The sequence below is a fragment of the Allokutzneria multivorans genome (assembly GCF_039537405.1).
Lineage (GTDB): Bacteria > Actinomycetota > Actinomycetes > Mycobacteriales > Pseudonocardiaceae > Allokutzneria > Allokutzneria multivorans.
This window is the reverse complement of sequence record NZ_BAABAL010000006.1, coordinates 128,617-147,848: the sequence shown is the minus strand read 5'-3', so window position 1 is coordinate 147,848 and position 19,232 is coordinate 128,617. Positions and strand designations below refer to the sequence as shown.

Below are 19,232 nucleotides of genomic sequence, written 5' to 3'. Positions count from 1 at the left end.
GCCGCCGGAGGGTTGTACACCTCTCCGGCGGCACCGCGCACCACCCGCGAGCTCAGCGCTTGCGCTGCGGCCTGAGCGTGTTGATCAGCATCAGCGAGCCCACCAGCACCGCGGCCCCGGCGAGCAGCCAGTTCGGCTCGATCAGGTCGACGATCCGGCCCTTGGTGAAGCCGTAGAGCGAGGCCCACACCGCGACCAGGCCGACCAGGAAGACGATCACGCTGAATCCCTTGCGCGAGGGCTGCTGGCCGCCCTGCGGCTGCTGTTCGTCCGTCATCGGGTGACCTCCACCTTTCCGCTCTTGACCTCTGCGTTGAGCACGATCCGGCCACCGCCGGAGGTGTTGTCCGTGCCGTGGCTGACCGCTGCCCTGCGCACGTCGGAGCCGCGCCCGACCTGGTCGAGGCAGTTCACCGTGCCGCTCTTGGCGTAGCAGGTGATGTCGGCGTCCGTCTCGCCCTGCGGCAGCGTCACCTGCAGCGTGCCCTGGTCGACCCAGGCGTGGACCAGGACCTGCTCGCCGGAGGGCAGCGGGGGCAGCTGGCTGAGATCCAGCCTGGCGGTGCCCTGCTTCAACATGAACGAGCCCGCCGTGGCCGTCGCCGAGCCGGTGGCGAGGTCGCTGCCCCGCTTCACCTCGTCCCAGCTGCGCGGCGTCCAGGTCTGCGTGCCGTAGTAGTTGCCGCTGTTGTCGTAGTAGGAGCCGATGGAGCTGTCATAGCCCTGGAACCGGCTCTGGTAGTCGCGCCAGCTCGCGTCGTTGGCCAGGGTCACGGTCGCCGCGATCGCCGGGATGGCCAGCAGCACCAGACCCTTTCCGCCCTTGCGGAAGGCTCCGACGAGCAGACCGGCGGCAAGCACCGCGGTCACCGCACCCGCCGCGACGTGGTCGGGCACCCAGCCGTCCAGCACGCCGAGGCCCATGACACCGGCCACGATGATGCTCACGGCCACCGTGACGGCGGTGATCTTGGAGCGGGTCCTGGGCTGCGGCTCGATCTCGTCGTCGACCGCGGCGGCGGGCTCCGGCAGGTCCCACGCGAACGGTGCCGCGCCCAGCGGGTCCCATGCGGGCGGGTTCTCCTGGGCGTGCTCGGCGGTCTCCCGCCGCACCTGCTCGCCGTCGGCGGGAGCGGCGGTGGACTGCTGGTCGGTCGTCATCGTCTGGGTCTCCTGCTGACCGGGCTGGCGCAGGGTCTCCGTGCGGAACTCCGAGCCCTGGAAGCCGTTGTCGGTGGTCATCGGGGTGCTCACCACGACGGGACCGGTCGGGGTGGCGGGCTGCCGGTGCGCGCCGCGGTTCTTGTGCAGCACGTAGAGCCCGGCGCCGAGCGCGGCGACCATGATCGCCGACCAGACGTGCAGCGCGAGCAGCAGACCGCTCAGCGGCAGCAGCATCAGCGCGAGGAGCACGGTGGCCAGCGCGGAGGTGGAGCTCGCGCCCCTGCCGAGCAGCGCCCCCGCCGGGGAGCCGCTGTCGCCCTCCTGCGGGAAGAACAGGACGGCCAGCAGGTACAGCAGGATGCCGAGGCCGCCGTAGATGGCGAACACGACGAAGGCGACCCGCACCAGGACCGGGTCGATGCCGTACCTGTTGCCGATGGCCGTCGCGACACCCGCGACCTTGCGGCCCCGCTTCGGACGCCGCGGGCGCGTCTTCCAGAAGTCCCGCAGCGTCTCCTCGACGCTCATGTTCCCGCCTGTCCCGTTCACGATGACAAGATTGCCGCCACGCGCCTCGCCCGACATCCGGGAGCACCCCTGAAATCCCGTCTCGGGGTTCCGGCCGGGTGCTTCGGGGTTCATCCCTGATGACCGCGTGCCCGCGCGCGTGTGACGATGCCCAGTGTGAATGCGCAGGTCCATCAGGGCGAGACCGGCACGGTGCCAGTTCTGCCGGGGCGCCCGCCGGCGCAGCGGCCCGGAGACCCCCCGAAGCTGTTCCGCCGACGTCGCGGCAAGGTCGTCGCGGGGGTCGCCGGCGGGGTGGCCGACCACATCGGCATGGACGTGCTGTGGGTGCGCATCGGCTTCGTCGCGCTCTCCGGCCTGCTCGGGGCGGGTGCGCTCGCCTACGCGATGCTGTGGGTGTTCGTGCCGCAGCAGAAGCGCGCGGGCGGCAACGAGGACTCCCCGAAGCAGCGCCAGCAGGCCATCGGCGTGATCACCGTCGGCGCCGGTCTCGGCATCGCGGTGCTCTCGTTCACCAACCAGGTGAACTTCATGCTGCTGGGCTCGTTCGCGGTCGCCCTCGCGGGCGCGGGCGTGGTCTGGCGCGAGGCCGATGACGCCCAGCGCAGGCGGTGGCGCGACGGTGCCCGCTCCGGCATCAGCGGCGCGGTGCTCGGCACCGGGGGATGGTCGGCAGCGGCCAGGATGCTGGCGGGCGTCGGCCTGCTGATCGCGGGTCTGGCGACCTTGCTGACCAGCAGCAGCAGCCGGATCGGTCAGCTCCAGTTCGTGCTCCTCGCGGTCGTCACCACCCTGATCGGCGTCGCGGTGCTGACCGTGCCGTGGTGGATCAGGCTGGTCCGCGACCTCAACGAGGAGCGCCGCGTCCGCATCCGCACCGAGGAGCGGGCGGAGATCGCCGCGCACCTGCACGACTCGGTGCTGCAGACCCTCGCGCTCATCCAGAAGCAGGCCGACACCGCCCGCGAGGTGCGCAGGCTCGCCCGAGGTCAGGAGCGCCAGCTGCGCAGCTGGTTGTACGGGCCCTCCGGCTACGGCGCCAAGACCCGGGGCGAGGCCGACGGTGAGGACGGGGTCGACGGCCCGGGCTTCGCGGCGGTGCCCGGCGGGACGTTGGCCGAGGCCGTGCCCACCGCCTGCGGCGAGGTCGAGGACACCTTCGCCATCACCGTCCAGCAGGTCGTCGTCGGTGACTGCCCGGTCGACGAGAAGATCGGCGCGCTCGTGCAGGCCGCCCGCGAGGCCATGGTCAACGCGGCCAAGCACGCGGGGGTCGGCGAGATCAGCGTCTACGCCGAGGTCGAGGGTGACAAGGTGCACGTGTTCGTCAGGGACCGGGGCGCGGGCTTCGACCCGGAATCGGTTCCCGGGGACCGCCACGGGCTGGCGGACTCCATTCACGGCAGGATGGAGCGGCACGGTGGTTCGGTCCGCCTGCGCACCGCGCTGGGCGAGGGCACCGAGATCCAGCTGACCATGCCACGAAGCCCGAACTGAGGAGGCACGCGCCGTGAGCGAGAGCGAGCAGCAGCCCGAGGAGACCACCGCCCCGGTGGCGCGCACCGGCCCCGTGCGGGTCTTCCTCGTCGACGACCACGCGCTGTTCCGCACCGGGGTGAAGGCCGAGCTCGACGCGGCCAAGGACCAGGTCGAGGTGGTCGGCGAGGCCGGCTCCGTCGACGAGGCGGTCGCGGGCATCGCGCACTTCAAGCCCGACGTGGTGCTGCTGGACGTGCACATGCCCGACGGCGGCGGCGCCGAGGTGCTGCGCAGGGCCCGTCCCGCCCAGCCGGAGGTGGTCTTCCTGGCGCTGTCGGTCTCCGACGCCGCCGAGGACGTCATCGCCGTCATCCGCAACGGTGCGCGCGGCTACGTCACCAAGACGATCTCCGGGCGCGAGCTGGCCGACGCGGTGTGCCGGGTGGCCGAGGGCGACGCCGTGTTCTCGCCGAGGCTGGCCGGCTTCGTGCTGGACGCCTTCGCCGACCGCCCGGGCGCCGCGCCCATCCGCGACCCCGAGCTGGACCTGCTGACCCCGCGCGAGCGCGATGTGCTGCGCCTGCTGGCCAGGGGCTACGCGTACAAGGAGATCGCCTCGGAGCTGTTCATCTCGATCAAGACGGTCGAGACGCACGTCTCCAGCGTCCTGCGCAAGACCCAGCTGTCCAACCGCTACGAGCTCTCCCGCTGGGCCTCCGACCGCCGCCTCGTCTGACGCACTGAACGACCCGTTCAGGTACCTGAGCGCACTGAACGACCCGTTCAGTGCGCTCAACGCACCAAACGACCCGTTCAGGGAGTTCAACGCACCAAAGGGGGCTTTCGCGGGTGGCCACCGTTGCGGCCGGGGTCAGGGGCCTTCGCCGCCGGTGCCGCCCTGCTTGATGGCGCCGATCTGCACCTGGTCGCCGGAGACCACCGCGGAGACCACGTAGGCGGCCGACGCGGCGGTGATGCCCTTGCTCTTGATCTTCAAGGTGAGGTGCACGGCGTCGCCGACCACGCGCATGCCGCGCTGGATCTTCACCGACTCGACGTCGGCCCACTGCGCCTGGAAGGCGGCGAGGGTGGGCCGCGTCGCCGGGGCAAGGCGCTGGTAGGCGGCGGTGGTGTTGCCGGGGAGCAGGTCGTAGAACTGCCGGACGGCATCCTTGATCAGCCGGTTCCTCGGCGTCTCCGGAGTCGTGGTCGGCGCGGGCGGCGGCTGGTGGCTCTGGCTCGGCTGCGACGGTGCGCCAGGGGGCGGTGGGACGTGGTCGTCGCCGCTGGGAACGGGCACCACGGCACCGCCGGGCAGCGTGCTCACGCGGCTGCCGGGCGAGGACGTGCCGGTCGGACCGGTCGTGCCGCTGACGCCGGGGCCCGGCCCGAAGGTGATGGTCCTGGTCTCGCCGGGCGGGCCCGCGGTGGCCACCTGCCGCTGGTTGAGCACCAGCAGCGAGGTCACCAGCGCGCCGACCACCGCGGCGAAGGCGACCGCCACGGCGATCACGCCCGCCCTGCGGCGGCGCAGCGTCTTCTCCTCGAGCGCCTGCGGGGAGGTCCAGTTCGGCACCGCCACGATCTTGGGCCGGGAGCCGCCCGCGATGGCCTCCAGCATCGGCAGCGCCTCGGCAGCGGTCGGGCGTGCCTTGGGGTCGCGGGTGAGCAGGCAGGCCAGCAGCTCCTCCAGCTCGCCCGCCCGCTCCGGCTTGCGGACCTCGCCGGAGGCGACGGCGCGCAGCAGCGCGAAGGTGTTCTCGTTGAGCCCGAACGGCGGCACGCCCTCGACCGCCGCGTACAGGGTGGAGCCGAGCGAGAAGACGTCCGACGGCATGCCCGGTTCGGCGCCGTCGGCCACCTCGGGCGCCAGGTAGGCGGGGGTGCCGGAGAGCATGCCGGTCCTGGTCAGGGTGGCATCGCCGGTGGCGCGGGAGATGCCGAAGTCGGTGATCTTGACCGTGCCGCTGGAGCTGATCAGCACGTTGCCCGGCTTGATGTCGCGGTGCACGATCCCGGCCTCGTGCGCGGCGGCCAGCGCGGCGGCCACCTGGTAACCGATCTTGGCGACCTCGCGCGGCTCCAGCGGCCCGCGCTCGTGCACCAGCGCGGCCAGGCTCTGCGAGGGCAGGTACTCCATCACCAGCCACGGCACGCCGTCGGACTGCACCACGTCGAAGACGGTGATCGCGTTCGGGTGGTGCAGCCGGGCGGCGATCCGGCCCTCGCGCATCGCGCGCAGGGTGGCCTCCTCGGCCTCCTCCGCGTCCATGCCCGGCGGCAGCAGCAGCTGCTTCACCGCGACCGTCCGGCTGAGCAGCTCGTCGGTCGCGCGCCAGACGATGCCCATCGCGCCGCTGCCGATGCGGTCCTGCAGGCGGTAGCGCCCGGCGAGCGTGTGATCCGCGCCATCCACGGGGAGGGAGGCTAGAGCCTTGAGGGGAACCAAAGCCAACCGATGGACCAATCCGGGACCTACCTGTGAGCAACCACCTACTGTACCGAGATGGTTACTCGCTGGTAGCCCTCGCCGTTTCGACTGGCGGAACGGTGAGCGCCACCTTGGGGCGCCGGGGCCGGGTGAGCATCACCCCGCCGATCACCACCAGCATGCCGATGACGACCCGGACGCTCAGCTCCTCGCCGAGCACGATCGCGCCCAGCGCCACCGAGACCACCGGCATCAGGTAGGTGACCGTCGTGGTCGCGGTCGCGCCCTCGTCGGCGATCAGCCGGAAGAAGAGCAGGAACGAGAGCCCGGTGCCGAACACGCCGAGAACGGCTGCGGCCACGAACCCGCTCGTGACCTCCCAGTGCACCGGCTGGGTGCCCGCGACGGGCAGGAGCACGCCGGTGAGCGCGGTCGCCATCAGCATCTGACCGGCCGCCGTCGAGGTGGGCGGCGTGCCGTTGCCGCTGAGGTTGCGGCCCACGTACACCGCGCCGACGCCGTAGCTGAGCGCCGCGACGAGGATCGCGATGCTGCCCGGGATCGCGGAGCCCGCCCCGTCCCGCCACGGCGCGAAGATCAGCATCACGCCGCCGAAGCCGAGCACCAGGCCCAGCACGCGCAGCGGTCCGAAGGACTTCTCCTGGCCGAGGCTCGCGGCGATCAGCAGGGTCCACAGCGGCGTCGTCGCGTTGAGCACGCCCGCCATGCCGGAGCCGACGGTCTGCTGGCCGACGCCGAAGAGGATGAACGGCAGCACGTTCGCGAACAGCGCCGCGACGCCCAGGTGCATCCAGGTCCGGCCGCCCTTCGGCAGCGGCAGCTTCATCGCCTTGCAGATCGCCACCAGCACGAGCGCGCCGAGGCCGACGCGGACGAAGACGATCTGCACGGGGGAGAGCGCCTTCAGCGCCAGCTCGATCCACAGGAAGCTGGAGCCCCACAGCAGTGCGAGCAGGCCGATCCTGGTGAGACTGCCGGACGACGTCACGCTGACCTCCTGGTTCACGGTGTTCTGAACCAAGCGTGCGCCCGTGCAAGCATCAGGACAAGTGAATACTTCTAGTCGACCTTTAAGCAGAACTGTACGATTCCAGCATGCTGGACGTACGCCGCCTTCGCGTTCTCCTCGCCGTCGTGAGCACCGGTTCGGTCAGCTCCGCGGCGGCCAACCTCGGCTACACGCCGTCCGCGATCAGCCAGCAGATCAGCACGCTGGAGCGCGAGGCCGGGCTGACCCTGCTGAGCAAGGCGGGCAGGGGGGTGCGCCCCACCGCCGCCGGCCGCCTGCTCGCCGAGCACGCCGCGGTGATCACCAGCAAGCTCGCCGAGGCCGAGACGGCGCTGTCCGACCTCAGGGCCGGGCGCACGGGGCGGATGCGGGTCACCTACTTCACCACCGCGGGGGCCGTGCTGGTGCCGCCCGCCGTCGCCGAGTTCCGCGGCGAGTTCCCCGCGACCGCGCTCGACCTCACGGTCACCGACCCCGAGGACCCGTTGCAGGAGGTCAAGGCCGACCGCGCCGACGTGGCCATCACCGTCACGCTGCGCGAGGAGGAGCCGTACGCGCCGGGCATCCGCTTCGAGCACCTGCTGGACGACCCCTACCGCGCGGTGCTGCCGAAGGGGCACCCGCTGGGGCGGCAGCGCGTCGTCGACCTCGCGCAGCTGGCCGACCAGCCGTGGGTGGACAACGAGCCGCTGCCCGGTCAGTGCCGCGAGGTGGTGCTGGAGTCCTGCCGCTCCGCCGGGTTCCAGCCGGACTTCGCCGTGCAGGCGGGGGAGTACGTCAGCGCGCAGGGCTTCGTCGCCGCCGGGCTGGGTGTGTCGCTGATCCCGGCGATGGCCCTGCGCGCGGTGAACCCGAACGTGCTGGTCCGCAGGCTGCGCAATCCGGAGCCGGTGCGGCGCATCTACGCGGCGACGCCCGAGGCGGACGCGGAGAACCCGGCGACGCTCGGCCTGCTGCGAGCGCTGCGCGCGGCGGCTTCGGCGGCCGCCGCGCGGTGAGCGATCAGGTGCTGTTGAGGCAGACCGAGCCGTTCTCGTAGGACATCCGCAGCGTCTTCTGCTCCGTGGTCGGCTTCTCGGCGTCCTTGGCGAGGGTCTCCATCTCGAAGGACACGACCTTGTCGGAGGTCATCTCCACGTCGCTGACCTTCACGCTCTTGATCTTTTCCCAGTAGAGCTTGTACAGGGTGTAGTTCTGCGACCTCCGGTAGGACTCGCAGAACTTGCTGAACGCGACCTCGGGGTTGCCCGGGACCAGCTTGTAGTAGTTCTTGACCGCGTTGACGTAGTCCTTCTCCGTCGGAGCGGCCGAGGTGGTCGTCGTCGGAGCCGTGGTGGTGGTCGTCGTCTCCGTGGTCGTGCTCGACTTGCTCGCGGACGACCGCTTCGGCGGGGATGCGGACTGGCTCGGCTGGTCGCTGGACGGGTACGGGGTGCCGGTCCCGCTGGTGTCGCCGCCCCCGCCGAGCAGCTGGCTCAGCAGGATGCCCAGCAGCGCGGCCGCGATCACCGCGCCGACCGCGATCAGGATCGGCTTGGTGTTGGAGCGGCGCTCCTCCGGCTCGTCCCTGCGGTCGCGATCCCGGTCGCGGTCCCGCCCGGTCCCGGGGCGGCCTCCGCCCCCGCCCGTGCCGCCCCCGCCGATGCTGGTCGCTCCGGGCCCGACCCTGGTGGCGGGCGCGTCGCTGAGCGGCCGCGCGTCCAGCCTGGTCATCGCCGGGTTGTTCGGGTTGCTCCCGGGGCTTCCCGGCACCGGCGTGCCCGGGCCGCTGCGCAGCCCGGGGTGCACGGTCTGGGTCGGCGCCGAGGGGCCACCGGGGATCTGGGTGGTCGGCGGCACCGCGCCCCAGCCCTGCGGCGGCGTCACCAGCGGAGCCGCCCGGCCCTCGGCGATCGCGCGCAGGGACTCCGCGGCCTGGGTCATGGTCGGCCGGTCGGTGGGCTGCGGGCGCAGCAGGTGCATCAGGACCGAGGTCAGCGGGCCCGCCAGCTGGGGCGGGCGCACGATGCCCGCCGCGACCAGGTGCAGCAGCGCCAGGGTGTTCTCGTTGAGCCCGAACGGTGGCACGCCCTCGACGGCCGCGTACAGCGTGGAGCCGAGCGAGAAGATGTCCGAGGCCGGTCCCGGTTCGTAGCCCTTGGCCACCTCGGGCGCGAGGTAGGCGGGGGTGCCGGCGAGCATGCCGGTCTTGGTGACCGTGACGTCGCCGGTGGCGCGCGAGATGCCGAAGTCGGTGATCTTCACCGAGCCGTCGTCGCCGAGCAGGATGTTGGCGGGCTTGATGTCGCGGTGCACGATCCCGGCCGCGTGCGCGGCGGCCAGCGCGACCGCCACGTGCGAGCCGATCCTGGCCACCTCGCGCGGCGGCAGCTTGCCCTCGTCGTAGACGACGTTGGCGAGGCTGCGCGACGGCAGGTACTCCATCACCAGGCACGGCAGGCCGTTGTCCTCGGCGACGTCGAACACGCCGATGGCGTTCGGGTGCTGCAACCGGGCGGCGATCCGGCCCTCGCGCATCGCCCGCTGCTTGGCCTCCTCGGCCTCGCCTGCCTCCATGCCGGACTGCAGCAGCAGCTGCTTCACCGCGACGACGCGGTGCAGCCGCTCGTCCCGGGCCTGCCAGACGACGCCCATCGCACCGGCGCCGATCCGTCGCTCCAGCCGGTAGCGCCCGGCAACCAGGCGACCTTCGTCGCTCACGCTGCCGCCTCGCTCTGCTTGGTCACCGTGCGGCTCCCCGTGTCGGTCACGGCACCCAGGTTAGAGCCACCACCCGTGTGGGTGATTCTGCGCCCGGGGCGCCGTTGGTGTTCGCAAGTCCGAAGGGGGACGCCCCTGGAGGATCAGCGGTTGCGTGCGGAGAGCACCGTTGCGTCCGCGATACGTGGCGCTGACCCTTCCGTGACAACGATCCGCTGCACGGAGCGGACTCGGCGCCCATCAGCCCAGACGTACTCGACGACGACCCGCGCGGTGTTGGCCCCCGCGGCCTTGGCGGTGGTGAGAGTGGCGGAACGCACACCCTTCCAAGACTCGCGGAACTCCTCGACGCCGCCCGCGGAGCGCATCTGCGGGGCGAGCATCTCGTAGGCCTCCGACGGCGCCTCGGGCGCGGAGCGGAAGAACCCGGTCAGCAGGTCCAGCACGGGGTCGAGCAGCCCGCCGCCGTCGCCCGGCCGCTGCGTCGGCTTCGACGGCTGCGTGGTCGGGCTCGGCTGACCGGGACCGGTCGTCGGCCTCGGGCCCGGCTGGTTCGTCGGCCGGTTCTCGCTGGTCGGCTGGGGCTGCGTCGGCTGCTGGGGTGCCTGCGTCGGCTGACCCGGGCCCGGGTTCGGCGCGGGCTTGCCGGTCGTCGGCGCCGTCGTCGTGGGCTCGGTGCTGGGGGACTGCTCGCCCTCGTCGTCGCCGATGCCCTCGGGGTTGGTGCTCGCGGCCTCGCCGATCAGGTTCGGCTGGACCGCGCGGCCACCGGTGAAGTAGTTCTGCGCGCGGGAGGTGTTCTGCGCCTGACCGTCGTCCTGACCGGTGAAGAGCACGGTCCCGGCGACGATCGCGCCGCAGACCCCGACCACGCCCGCCGCGACGCCGATGGCGCGCATGCCGGTGCGCCGGTTCGCGGGGCGCTGGGCCGCTTGGCCCTCGCGGTGCAGCAGGTCGGAGACGAGCACCTGCGTGCGCTTCGCGCCCCGCTCGCGTTTGTCGCCAGCCACGGCTGATCCACCTTCCAGTCAGAACACGTTCGGTGACTGGAATACCGGAGTCTGGCGAAGAATGTCACCAATTCGGAGGTATGTGAAAGCTGTCAGCACCCGTTCGGAGCAACCTCGGTGGCCTAACGTCGCAGTGCTCTCAGCTCTGCTGCACGGAGAGCAGTTCCGCCGCCACGATCTGTCGCGGCTCGGCGACGCTGAGGGTCAGCAGCTGCTCCATCCGCAGCTTGGTGCCGTTGAGCAGCTCCAGCGTCGCGGTGCCGAGCACGCCGTTGCGGCTCTGCTCCACGTTCTTGACCTGCACCGACTTCACGCTCTCCCAGGCCTTGAGGAAGGCGGCGCGGTCCTGGCCGATGAGCCGGGCGTCCACCATCTGCAACGCCAGGTCGGGGCGGTGCTGCAACCGCTGGAAGAACTCGTGCACGACCTCGACGGCCGTGGTGGGCGTGACCGCGTTCGGCTGCCAGGTGCTCTTCTGCGTGGCGATCGGGGCGACCGGCTTGGCCGAGGTCGACGGCTGCTTGGCACCCGGGGCACCCAGCGCCGCGTTGACCTTGGTGGAGTTGGTCAACCTGTCCAGCACGAGGTCGGGGCGCAGCGCCAGGGCGCCGTTGAGCTGCGGAGCCTGGTACTGCACGAGCGGTCCGCGCGGGCCGTAGTCGGCGGTGATCACCGAGGCCGCGACGACGGAGCCCGCCAGCAGCAGCGCGCCCAACACCAGGCCGACCGTGCGCAGCGGCTTGAGCAGCGGGTGCTCGCCCTCCTCCGGCTCGGGATCCGGGTCGGGGTCGAAGCTGTAGACCGGCTGCGGGGAGGTGGCGCCCGAGGCGACGCGCTCGAACACCTCGGACCGGAAGTGGTAGCCGCCCGTGGCGTCCGCGCCCGGGTACCTGGGCACGCCGGGCTGCTTCCTGATCAGTTCGGCGACGGTGACCGCACCGGCGCGCTGGTGCCGGCGACCTGTGGTCGAGCGCTCCACGGTGGCTGCCTCCGTACGTTCTGTGGTCGGCAGAACTCGTATCGTGACATCGGCTCCGGGCGCGACACTCTGATGTGACTTCACCTGTTCGGAGCGCTGAACGGTCGTTTTGGACCAGCCGAACGGGTGTCGAACTACCCGCAGTAGCTGATTTTTGCGAATCTGGTTCACCGTTGGGCGGAGGACACCAGTCGTTCGGCATCGACCAGCTGGGCGGTGCTGGGGACGAACCGGAGCTCGCGCTCCTGGACGACGATTCTGCCGTCCTTCTCCCTGATCTCGATCACCGAGGTGGTCACGCCGCGCGCCGGGTCCACCCGAATCCCCTTGAACTCCAGCCGGTCCTCCATCGAGCTGAACCGCTTCTGGAAGGTGGTCAGGCCCTCCTTCTTCAACTCGGGGCCCGCGAGGTCGGCGAAGGCCTTCTCGACGTCGTTGGCGACCGCGGAGAAGAAGCGCACCGTGTTCTCGGTCAGCTGGCTCACCGGGATCAGCTCCGGGCCGAACGACGGGATCGTGGTCACCGGCGGCGTGGTCATGCTGGAGGTGGTGGTGGTCGGTGTCCCGGTGCCCGGCGAGGTGGTCTCGGCGGGCGAGCCGGTGGTGCGGCGCGGACCGCCGCCCGAGCCCTCCTGGCCGGTCGCGCCCTGGCCGCCGGACGGGCGAGCTCCCGAGCGCGCGCCCTGCTCCGCCTTGGCCGGGGCCGAGGTCGTGGTGGTCACCAGCATCAGCTCGCTGGGGTAGGCGGGCAGTGCGTTGATCCGGTCGAAGACGTCCTTCGGGCCGACCAGGGTGACCGCGGCGGCCACCAGCACGACGAGCACGGTCGCCGAGGACAGTCCGGCGAACCAGGCCGCGCGCTTCCACGTGGCGGGCGGCGTGACCGAGGCGGGGACCATGCCGAGGTCGAGCTTGCGCAGGCCGCCGGTGTTGGTGTCGTCGATCGGGTCGGCCGCGGTGCCCGGCGCGCCGGAGGAGGCGTCGAGGGCGGCATCGGTGGTCGAGGCCGGCGTCCAGGCGAGCGCGTTGGCTTCCTGGCGGTGCCGCCCCCGCTGGGGTCGGTACCGCTGCGCAGGCCCCTGCCCGCTGTCCATCGCGAAACCCCTTTCGCGCGCCTTGGGTCAGCCGGTGTGGACTACCTGGAACGTCTCGGCGAGCCTGCCCGGTGCGAGACCGTGCCGCCGCGCCGCCGCCTCCAGGAACGTCCGCATGCCTTCCTCAAGTCCATCGGCATCGCCGGTCTGGGACTTGTGGGAACGCAGGGCGGCCATTTTCGCCGCCATCGTGTCGGTGATGTCGACGGCGTGGTTGCGCCGGTCGAGCGGGCCGTCGGCGAGCCAGAGCTCACGGACGGTCCACGGCCCCAGGCCCTCGGCGAGCAGCTCGGGGTGGGCGTGCTGGTTGCGCGCGTCCGGGTAGACGGCGGCGAACGCGGCCTCGCCCGCGGCGCGGTGGTCCGGGTGCGAGGTGACGATGTGGTCCCAGTTGATCTCCGGCGACCAGGTGAGCACCCGGTCCGGCCGGAACGCGCGGATCACCCGGGTGATGTCCCGGCGCAGCTCCAGCGACGCGGTCAGGCCGCCGTCCGGGTGGCCGAGGAAGTGCAGCTCGTCGACGCCGACCACCTTGGCGGCGGCGCGCTGCTCGTTCTCGCGCAGCCTGGCGATCTCGGCGCGCGGGGTGTCCAGGTCTCCGGTGGCCTCACCGGAGGTGCACACGCAGTAGGCGACCTCGATCCCCGAGGCGGTCCACGAGGCCACCGTGCCTGCGGCCCCGAAGTCGACGTCGTCAGGGTGCGCGCTGATGACGAGCGCCCGGCTGACCCGGGAACCCTGGACGTCCTGTGCGCTCGTCATCTTGCACAGAGTAAGACTGCGCCGTTCGTGGTTGCGCTACGGGGACGGTCTGTCACTCGGTGTGATACCCGGTCGGATGGTCCGACCATGATCGGTTTCCGCTGGTCACAGCGGCTGTCGACGGTCCCCGGACAGCGGAGCGCCCCCTGCCCCTCCGGTGCCGGAGGAGTGCGGGGGCGCCGGAGAAGCGCTGGTCAGCTGCTGCGGAAGCGCTGCTGCGTCTCCTGCAGCGCCTTGGTGGAGGCGACGCCGCTGCCCGCGCCGATGAGGATGGCGAGGACGTCGAGGAAGATGCCGCCGCCGGTGAAGAACAGCGCCAGCAGCGCGATGCCACCGGTCGCGCCCGCGACGCCCCAGCGGCCGCTCACCCACTGGGAGATGTGCGAGGCGCCGGGCCTGCGCTTCGCCGCCGAGTTCAGCATGGCCAGGTAGCCGCCGTGCACGACCGCGGCGACCACGGCGAGGATTGCGACGATCACTGCGATGAGGTGCAACACCATGCCTCCAGTGTGCGCCTTCTTCAGCGCGTTCGGGTGTCGCGGTGACCCTGAGAAGCCCCTGATATTCGCCTGCGCGGTGCCCGCGAGCGCCCGTAACCTGCGCCGGTGGACGTGTTCTGGCACGAGGACTGCTTCACCCACGACGCCGGGCACGGCCTGTGGGAGCTGCCCGGGGACTGGCCGTGGCTCGACGTCGCCGAGCAGCACCCGGAGAACGCCGACCGCCTCCGCACGATGCTCGGCGTGCTGCGTCGCGGGCCGATCGCCCCGCGGCTGCGCTGGCACGAGGGCCGTGCGGCGACGGAGGAGGAGCTGGCCACCGTCCACGACCGCGGCTACCTCGACGCGCTGAAGGCGGCCTGCGCCGGACCCGAGCGCGTCGCGCTGGAGGAGAACACCGTTGTGGGGCCGGGCTCCTGGCCCGCGATCCTCGCCGCGGCCGGCACCACGCTCGCCGCGATGGACGCGGTGCTGGACGGCCGCGCGCGAACCGCCTACGCGATGGTCCGCCCGCCCGGTCACCACGCCCAGCCCGCTGCGGCGGACGGCTACTGCATGGTCAACAACATCGCGCTGGCCGCCGCCTCGGCGAAGCGCAGGGGCGCGCGGCGGGTCGCCATCCTCGACTGGGACGTCCACCACGGCAACGGCACCCAGGAGGCGTTCCTCGGCGACCCCGACGTGCTGACGATCTCCGTGCACATGCGGCACGGCTCGTGGGGCGGCAGCCACCCGCAGACCGGAGCACCCGATGAGCTGGGAGCGCTGGGAGCGAAGGGGCGCAACGCCAACATCGAGCTGTCCCTCGGCGCCGGGGACAGCGCGTACCTCCGAGCGCTGGAGGAGGTCGCAGCGCCGTTGCTGCGAGCCTTCCGCCCGGACGTCCTGCTCTGCGCGTCGGGCTTCGACGCGAGCGCCTTCGACCCCAACGGCAGGCACAACGTCACCGCCGAGGGCTACCGCGCGATCGGCCGCCGTGCCGCCGCGTTGGCCGACGAGCTGACCGGTGGTCGTCTGCTGCTCACCCAGGAAGGCGGCTACCAGCGCGGATACGCCGCGGTGTGCCTGCACGCGCTGGTCGAGGGACTGCTCGGGATCACCGAGCCGCTGCTTCCCGACCCGATCGCCTACGTGCCCGACGACGCCGTGCGCAACGCGGCCGTGACCGACGCCGACCTGGCCGTCGTCCGTGCCGCGCTCACACCGCACTGGCCGGGGGTGTTCCCCTCCTAGGCCCTGTCCTGTGAGCGGTTGAGCTGTGCGTCCTGGTCACGGCGCCGCCAGGGGTTCGCTGGCCTTCAAGACCACCGAACCCCCTTCTCGATCATCGTTAACCGCGGCAAACCCCGGTGCTCGATGAGGTCTGCTGTCGTTGGAGACCGCGAAGGCGGGGGTTTGCGGGACTTGAAGACCGGTGAACTCCGCGACGTGCGGGACACCGCTCAGGCCCTAGCGGCCCAGCCTGCCCCTGCCCAGGCGCAGCAGCAGCATGCCCAGCTCGCGGCCCTCGGGGCCGAGGTCGCGGAAGCGGGCGAGCACGGCCATCTCCCGGCTGTAGACGATCTTCGGGCCGCCCTCGGCCATCCTGGCGGCGCCGATGGTGCGCGAGACCTCGCTGCGCCGCTGGATCAGCCGGAGGATCTCGGCGTCGAGCTGGTCGATCTCCAGCCGCAGCGCGTTGATGTCCGGAGCGATGTCCGAGGCGGTCTGCTGGGTTGCGGGCTCGCTGTCCGCGGTGGCGTTCATCGTCGATGCTCCCTGGTGGGTTCTCGGAGAGGTTTCCGGCCCCGGCAGCAAAAAGCCCCGGGTCCAGTGGACTCCGGGGTGTTCCGTGTCAGAGTGCGGTCACTCGGCCACGGGCACCGGAGTCCGGTACCCGTAGAAAAAGTAGAAGCCAGAGCGAAGCACGAAGACAGTCTGACACGCGCCGTTCGCCCAGTCGAGTGCGACCCGCGCGGATCACGCCGTGTCGTGCGAACCCAACCCGTGGAGCCCGCGCGCGTCCTACCTTGGTCCGGTACGTCTCAATTCTGGAGGGGAAGTTGAGAAACACCATTCGCACCACGGGGATCGCCGCGCTCGCGCTCCTGTCGCTCACCTCGCTCGCACTGCCCGCTTCGGCGGCACCCGAATCCGCCGTCACCGGTGTCGTCTGGGCCGATGACGACTTCGACGGGGTCCGCGAACGAGGCGAGGCGGGCAAGGCGGGCATCACCATTGCCGCCTACCGCGAGGACGGCACGGAGGCCGCCTCCGCCGTCACGAACAAGGCGGGGTACTACTCGCTCCCGCTCAGCGGCGGGCCGTACAAGCTGCGCCCGAAGGCTCTGCCGCTCGTGCTGACGCTCACCCGGCCCGACACCGGCGATGACGCGCGGGACTCCGACTTCGACTGGAACCTCTGGGAGACAAAGACTTTCTCCTGCGCGGCCAGCTGCCCGAAGTTCGATCTCGGAGTGGTCCAGCGCAAGCAGGACATCGGGCTCACCGTCTCGCCCGCCGAGGTGAAGGCCGCCAAGGGCCAGAGCGTCGCCGTCGAGCTGACCGCGACCAACCACGGCACCGTCCCCAACGGCGGCGACTGGATCGAGGCCCAGTTCACGGAGGGCCTGCAGCTCACCTCCGCCGCTGGTGACGGCTGGGCCTGCCGGATCGACCCGGCTTCGGGGCAGTACCTGTTCTGCCGCTCCGAGGCCGACCACCTGCCCGGCACCGACCGCCCGAAGGTCCGCGTCGAGCTGACCCCGACGGCGGACAGCGGCGACATCTCGATGGACTTCCACGTCGCCGGGTTCCGCCGCTCCGAGAACGTCTTCCCCAACAACACGGCCACGCTGCGGGTTCACCTCGGCTGAGCGCGGGGGCGCGTGGGCGACGGGACCGGCGGAGTAGCCTGGGAACCACCATGGACACCCTGTTCGAGGTCTCCCAGTCAGATGATCACGGTCCCGTCGCCCGTCAGGTGCGCGGCCCAGAAGCGTTGCTGGAGGGGCTGAATCCCCAGCAGCGCGCCGCCGTCGAGCACAGCGGCTCACCCCTGCTCGTCGTCGCGGGCGCGGGCTCCGGCAAGACCCGCGTGCTCACCAGCCGCATCGCCTACCTGCTCGGCGCGCGCGGCGTGCACCCCGGCCAGATCATGGCGATCACCTTCACCAACAAGGCCGCCGCGGAGATGAAGGAGCGCGTCACCGCGCTCGTCGGCGGGCGCGCCAACGTGATGTGGGTGTCCACGTTCCACTCGATGTGCGTGCGCCTGCTGCGCCGCGAGGCGAAGAACCTGGACCTGCGCAGCTCCAACTTCTCGGTCTACGACGCCGACGACTCGCGCCGGTTGATCACGCTGGTCTCCCGCGAGCTCGACCTGGACCCCAAGCGCTACCCGGCCCGCACGCTCGCGGTGCACATCTCGAACCTGAAGAACGAGCTGATCGACCCGGTCGAGGCGGCCGACCGCGCGGGCAACGACCTGGAGCGCAGGGTCGCCGAGGTCTACACCGCCTACCAGCGCAGGCTGACCGAGTCGAACTCCTTCGACTTCGACGACCTGATCATGCGCACCGTCCGGTTGCTGCAGACCAGGCCCGACGTCGCCGAGCACTACCGCAGGCGCTTCCGCCACGTGCTGGTCGACGAGTACCAGGACACCAACCACGCCCAGTACGAGCTGGTGCGCGCGCTCGTCGGCACCGGCACCGAGGACGGCGTCGAGCCCGGCGAGCTGTGCGTCGTCGGTGACGCCGACCAGTCGATCTACGCCTTCCGCGGCGCCACGATCCGCAACATCGAGGAGTTCGAGCGGGACTACCCGCAGGCGCGGACGATCACGCTGGAGCAGAACTACCGCTCCACGCAGACGATCCTCACCGCCGCGAACGCGGTGATCGCCCGCAACACCAACCGCAGGGAGAAGCGCCTGTGGACCGACCTCGGCGACGGCGACAAGATCGTCGGCTACGTCGGGGACAACGAGCACGACGAGGCCGCGTTCGTCGCATCGGAGATCGACCGGCTCGTCGACACCGGTGACGCGAACTTCTCCGACATCGCGCTCTTCTACCGCACCAACAACAACTCCCGCGCCTTCGAGGAGGTGTTCATCCGCCTCGGCCTGCCCTACCGGGTCGTCGGCGGTGTCCGCTTCTACGAGCGCAGGGAGGTCCGCGACGCGCTGGCCTACCTCCGGCTGCTGTCCAACCCGGACGACACCGTCAGCCTGCGCCGCGTCCTCAACGTGCCCAAGCGCGGCATCGGCGACCGCGCCGAGGCCTGCGTGGCCGCGCACGCCGAGCGCGAGCGCGTCTCCTTCGCCGCCGCGCTGCGCGATGCCGCCGACGGCAAGGTCAGCCTGCTCAACCCGCGCTCGCAGCGGGCCATCGCCGGGTTCGTCGAGCTGACCGACGAGCTGCGCGCGCTGGTGACCGACGGCAAGGACGTCGCCGAGGTGCTCGACACCGTGCTGGAGCGCACGGGCTACCGGGGCGAGCTGGAGGCCAGCGACGACCCGCAGGACGCCTCGCGGGTGGACAACCTGACCGAGCTGATCACCGTGGCCCGCGAGTTCGTCCAGGCCGAGGCCACGGCGCCGGAACCCGAGGAACCGGAGATCGACGACGCCGGGCAGCCCGCGCAGGGCTCGCTGGAGGCGTTCCTGGAACGCGTCTCGCTCGTCGCCGACTCCGACCAGACCCCGGACGCGGGCGACGGCGTCGTCACGATGATGACGCTGCACACCGCGAAGGGCCTGGAGTTCCCGGTGGTGTTCTGCACCGGCTGGGAGGACGGGCTCTTCCCGCACCAGCGCGCGCTCGGCGATCCCACCGAGCTGGCCGAGGAACGCAGGCTCGCCTACGTCGGCATCACCAGGGCGCGGCAGCGGCTCTACGTCTCCAGGGCGTTGGTGCGCTCCGCGTGGGGGCAGCCGATGGCCAACCCGGCCTCGCGCTTCCTCGACGAGATCCCGGCCGAGCTCGTCGAGTGGAAGCGCGTCGAGCCGGTGCGCTCCTCCGCGCCGACCTCGGCCACCCGCTGGGGCAGCAACCGCTCGCAGGTGGGCGGCGGCGACTCCGCGCAGGCGGGCCTCGGCGCGCGCGGCATGCGCTCCACGCCCTTCAAGGGCTGGCAGGACACGCCCGCGATGAAGCTCGACGTGGGCGACCGCGTCTCGCACGACAAGTACGGGCTCGGCACCGTGGTCGCCACCGACGGCTCCGGCCCCAGGGCGACGGCCACCATCGACTTCGGCACCGGCGGCACCGTCCGCCTGATGCTGATCGGCGGAGTCCCGCTCACCAAGCTCTGAGCCCCACCCGGTCGCCCTCGTACCGCTCCGGCGGGCGAGGGTGGCTTTCGTACGCCCGGGGGACCCCCCAACTCAACGGTGGTGCGTGTGGAGGGTGTTGTCCAGCGCGGAGCCGGGCATGGGGGGAACTCCGCTCAGCGGCGCGCTCAGGCGTCCAAGGCCCCGGGGTCTGCGAGCGGTTGAGCCGAGGCCCGGTCGCGCGGTGTCGCCGAGGTTGGGGTGTCTTCAAGACCGCCCCACCTCCCTCTGGATCACC

The 19,232-nt window shown here is 71.6% G+C and carries 17 protein-coding genes; 6 read left to right on the top strand and 11 right to left on the bottom strand.

The annotated features are described in order from the left end of the window. Nucleotides 1-52 precede the first annotated feature (52 nt). Nucleotides 53-277 carry a hypothetical protein gene (locus ABD798_RS10375; protein WP_344873212.1) on the bottom strand — a complete coding sequence of 75 codons (225 nt, stop codon included), beginning with the start codon at nt 275-277 and terminating at the stop codon, nt 53-55. After that, complete coding sequence (locus tag ABD798_RS10370; RefSeq protein ID WP_344873210.1) at nt 274-1,692, bottom strand: PspC domain-containing protein; 1,419 nt, start codon at nt 1,690-1,692, stop codon at nt 274-276. The genes ABD798_RS10375 and ABD798_RS10370 overlap by 4 nt, the downstream gene beginning before the upstream one ends. A 147-nt stretch (nt 1,693-1,839) precedes the next feature. Between ABD798_RS10370 and ABD798_RS10365 the strand changes: the two genes are divergently transcribed. Both ABD798_RS10365 and ABD798_RS10360 read left to right on the top strand, forming a co-directional pair. Further along, nucleotides 1,840-3,189 carry a PspC domain-containing protein gene (locus ABD798_RS10365; RefSeq protein WP_425549196.1) on the top strand — a complete coding sequence of 450 codons (1,350 nt, stop codon included), beginning with the start codon at nt 1,840-1,842 and terminating at the stop codon, nt 3,187-3,189. Nucleotides 3,190-3,202: 13 nt separating this feature from the next. Then, entirely contained in the window at nt 3,203-3,907 is a 705-nt protein-coding gene (locus ABD798_RS10360) for a response regulator (RefSeq protein WP_344873208.1), read from the top strand. A 135-nt stretch (nt 3,908-4,042) separates the two neighbouring features. On the opposite strand, the gene ABD798_RS10355 is transcribed toward ABD798_RS10360, so the two are convergent. After that, nucleotides 4,043-5,521 (bottom strand): serine/threonine-protein kinase, encoded by a 1,479-nt coding sequence (locus tag ABD798_RS10355; protein ID WP_425549204.1) that lies wholly within the window; start codon nt 5,519-5,521, stop codon nt 4,043-4,045. 160 nt (nt 5,522-5,681) lie between these two features. Then, nucleotides 5,682-6,611 carry a DMT family transporter gene (locus ABD798_RS10350; protein WP_344873204.1) on the bottom strand — a complete coding sequence of 310 codons (930 nt, stop codon included), beginning with the start codon at nt 6,609-6,611 and terminating at the stop codon, nt 5,682-5,684. Nucleotides 6,612-6,718: 107 nt separating this feature from the next. On the opposite strand from ABD798_RS10350, the gene ABD798_RS10345 reads away from it, so the two are divergent. Continuing rightward, nucleotides 6,719-7,630, top strand: a complete 912-nt coding sequence (locus ABD798_RS10345; RefSeq protein WP_344873202.1) for a LysR family transcriptional regulator — start codon at nt 6,719-6,721, stop codon at nt 7,628-7,630. Between the two features lie 4 nt (nt 7,631-7,634). Here the strand turns inward: ABD798_RS10345 and ABD798_RS10340 are convergent, their stop codons facing one another. From ABD798_RS10340 to ABD798_RS10315, 6 genes are all read right to left on the bottom strand, one after another. Continuing rightward, nucleotides 7,635-9,332 carry a serine/threonine-protein kinase gene (locus ABD798_RS10340; RefSeq protein WP_344873200.1) on the bottom strand — a complete coding sequence of 566 codons (1,698 nt, stop codon included), beginning with the start codon at nt 9,330-9,332 and terminating at the stop codon, nt 7,635-7,637. 143 nt (nt 9,333-9,475) lie between these two features. Next, entirely contained in the window at nt 9,476-10,342 is an 867-nt protein-coding gene (locus ABD798_RS10335; protein ID WP_344873198.1) for a hypothetical protein, read from the bottom strand. A gap of 139 nt (nt 10,343-10,481) precedes the next feature. Next, nucleotides 10,482-11,321, bottom strand: a complete 840-nt coding sequence (locus ABD798_RS10330) for a hypothetical protein (RefSeq protein WP_344873196.1) — start codon at nt 11,319-11,321, stop codon at nt 10,482-10,484. A gap of 167 nt (nt 11,322-11,488) precedes the next feature. Then, the gene (locus ABD798_RS10325; RefSeq protein ID WP_344873194.1) at nt 11,489-12,415 is read right to left on the bottom strand and encodes a hypothetical protein; all 927 of its coding nucleotides are present in this window, start codon (nt 12,413-12,415) and stop codon (nt 11,489-11,491) included. A 27-nt stretch (nt 12,416-12,442) separates the two neighbouring features. Continuing rightward, nucleotides 12,443-13,177: a PIG-L deacetylase family protein gene (locus ABD798_RS10320; protein WP_344873192.1), complete on the bottom strand. Its 735-nt coding sequence runs from the start codon at nt 13,175-13,177 to the stop codon at nt 12,443-12,445. A 194-nt stretch (nt 13,178-13,371) separates the two neighbouring features. Next, entirely contained in the window at nt 13,372-13,677 is a 306-nt protein-coding gene (locus ABD798_RS10315; RefSeq protein ID WP_344873190.1) for a hypothetical protein, read from the bottom strand. Nucleotides 13,678-13,782: 105 nt separating this feature from the next. Between ABD798_RS10315 and ABD798_RS10310 the strand changes: the two genes are divergently transcribed. Then, nucleotides 13,783-14,910, top strand: a complete 1,128-nt coding sequence (locus ABD798_RS10310; protein WP_344873188.1) for an arginase family protein — start codon at nt 13,783-13,785, stop codon at nt 14,908-14,910. A 216-nt stretch (nt 14,911-15,126) separates the two neighbouring features. Here the strand turns inward: ABD798_RS10310 and ABD798_RS10305 are convergent, their stop codons facing one another. After that, entirely contained in the window at nt 15,127-15,423 is a 297-nt protein-coding gene (locus ABD798_RS10305; protein WP_344873186.1) for a chorismate mutase, read from the bottom strand. A 296-nt stretch (nt 15,424-15,719) separates the two neighbouring features. Here ABD798_RS10305 and ABD798_RS10300 point away from each other — a divergent pair, with 296 nt between their 5' ends. Together ABD798_RS10300 and pcrA are read left to right on the top strand one after the other, a co-directional pair. Beyond that, the gene (locus ABD798_RS10300) at nt 15,720-16,532 is read left to right on the top strand and encodes an SdrD B-like domain-containing protein (protein ID WP_344873184.1); all 813 of its coding nucleotides are present in this window, start codon (nt 15,720-15,722) and stop codon (nt 16,530-16,532) included. 50 nt (nt 16,533-16,582) lie between these two features. Beyond that, on the top strand, nt 16,583-18,976 hold the full coding sequence (gene pcrA / locus ABD798_RS10295; RefSeq protein WP_344873182.1) for a DNA helicase PcrA: 2,394 nt from the start codon (nt 16,583-16,585) through the stop codon (nt 18,974-18,976). Nucleotides 18,977-19,232 lie beyond the last annotated feature (256 nt).

What these genes read in the sequence shown, in the direction of transcription:
- ABD798_RS10375 (WP_344873212.1), bottom strand. Translation starts at nt 277, where the DNA reads ATGACGGACGAACAGCAGCCGCAGGGCGGCCAGCAGCCCTCGCGCAAG.
- ABD798_RS10370 (WP_344873210.1), bottom strand. Translation starts at nt 1,692, where the DNA reads ATGAGCGTCGAGGAGACGCTGCGGGACTTCTGGAAGACGCGCCCGCGG.
- ABD798_RS10365 (WP_425549196.1), top strand. Translation starts at nt 1,840, where the DNA reads ATGCCCAGTGTGAATGCGCAGGTCCATCAGGGCGAGACCGGCACGGTG.
- ABD798_RS10355 (WP_425549204.1), bottom strand. Translation starts at nt 5,521, where the DNA reads ATGGGCATCGTCTGGCGCGCGACCGACGAGCTGCTCAGCCGGACGGTC.
- ABD798_RS10345 (WP_344873202.1), top strand. Translation starts at nt 6,719, where the DNA reads ATGCTGGACGTACGCCGCCTTCGCGTTCTCCTCGCCGTCGTGAGCACC.
- ABD798_RS10325 (WP_344873194.1), bottom strand. Translation starts at nt 12,415, where the DNA reads ATGGACAGCGGGCAGGGGCCTGCGCAGCGGTACCGACCCCAGCGGGGG.
- ABD798_RS10320 (WP_344873192.1), bottom strand. Translation starts at nt 13,177, where the DNA reads ATGACGAGCGCACAGGACGTCCAGGGTTCCCGGGTCAGCCGGGCGCTC.
- ABD798_RS10315 (WP_344873190.1), bottom strand. Translation starts at nt 13,677, where the DNA reads ATGGTGTTGCACCTCATCGCAGTGATCGTCGCAATCCTCGCCGTGGTC.
- ABD798_RS10305 (WP_344873186.1), bottom strand. Translation starts at nt 15,423, where the DNA reads ATGAACGCCACCGCGGACAGCGAGCCCGCAACCCAGCAGACCGCCTCG.
- pcrA (WP_344873182.1), top strand. Translation starts at nt 16,583, where the DNA reads ATGGACACCCTGTTCGAGGTCTCCCAGTCAGATGATCACGGTCCCGTC.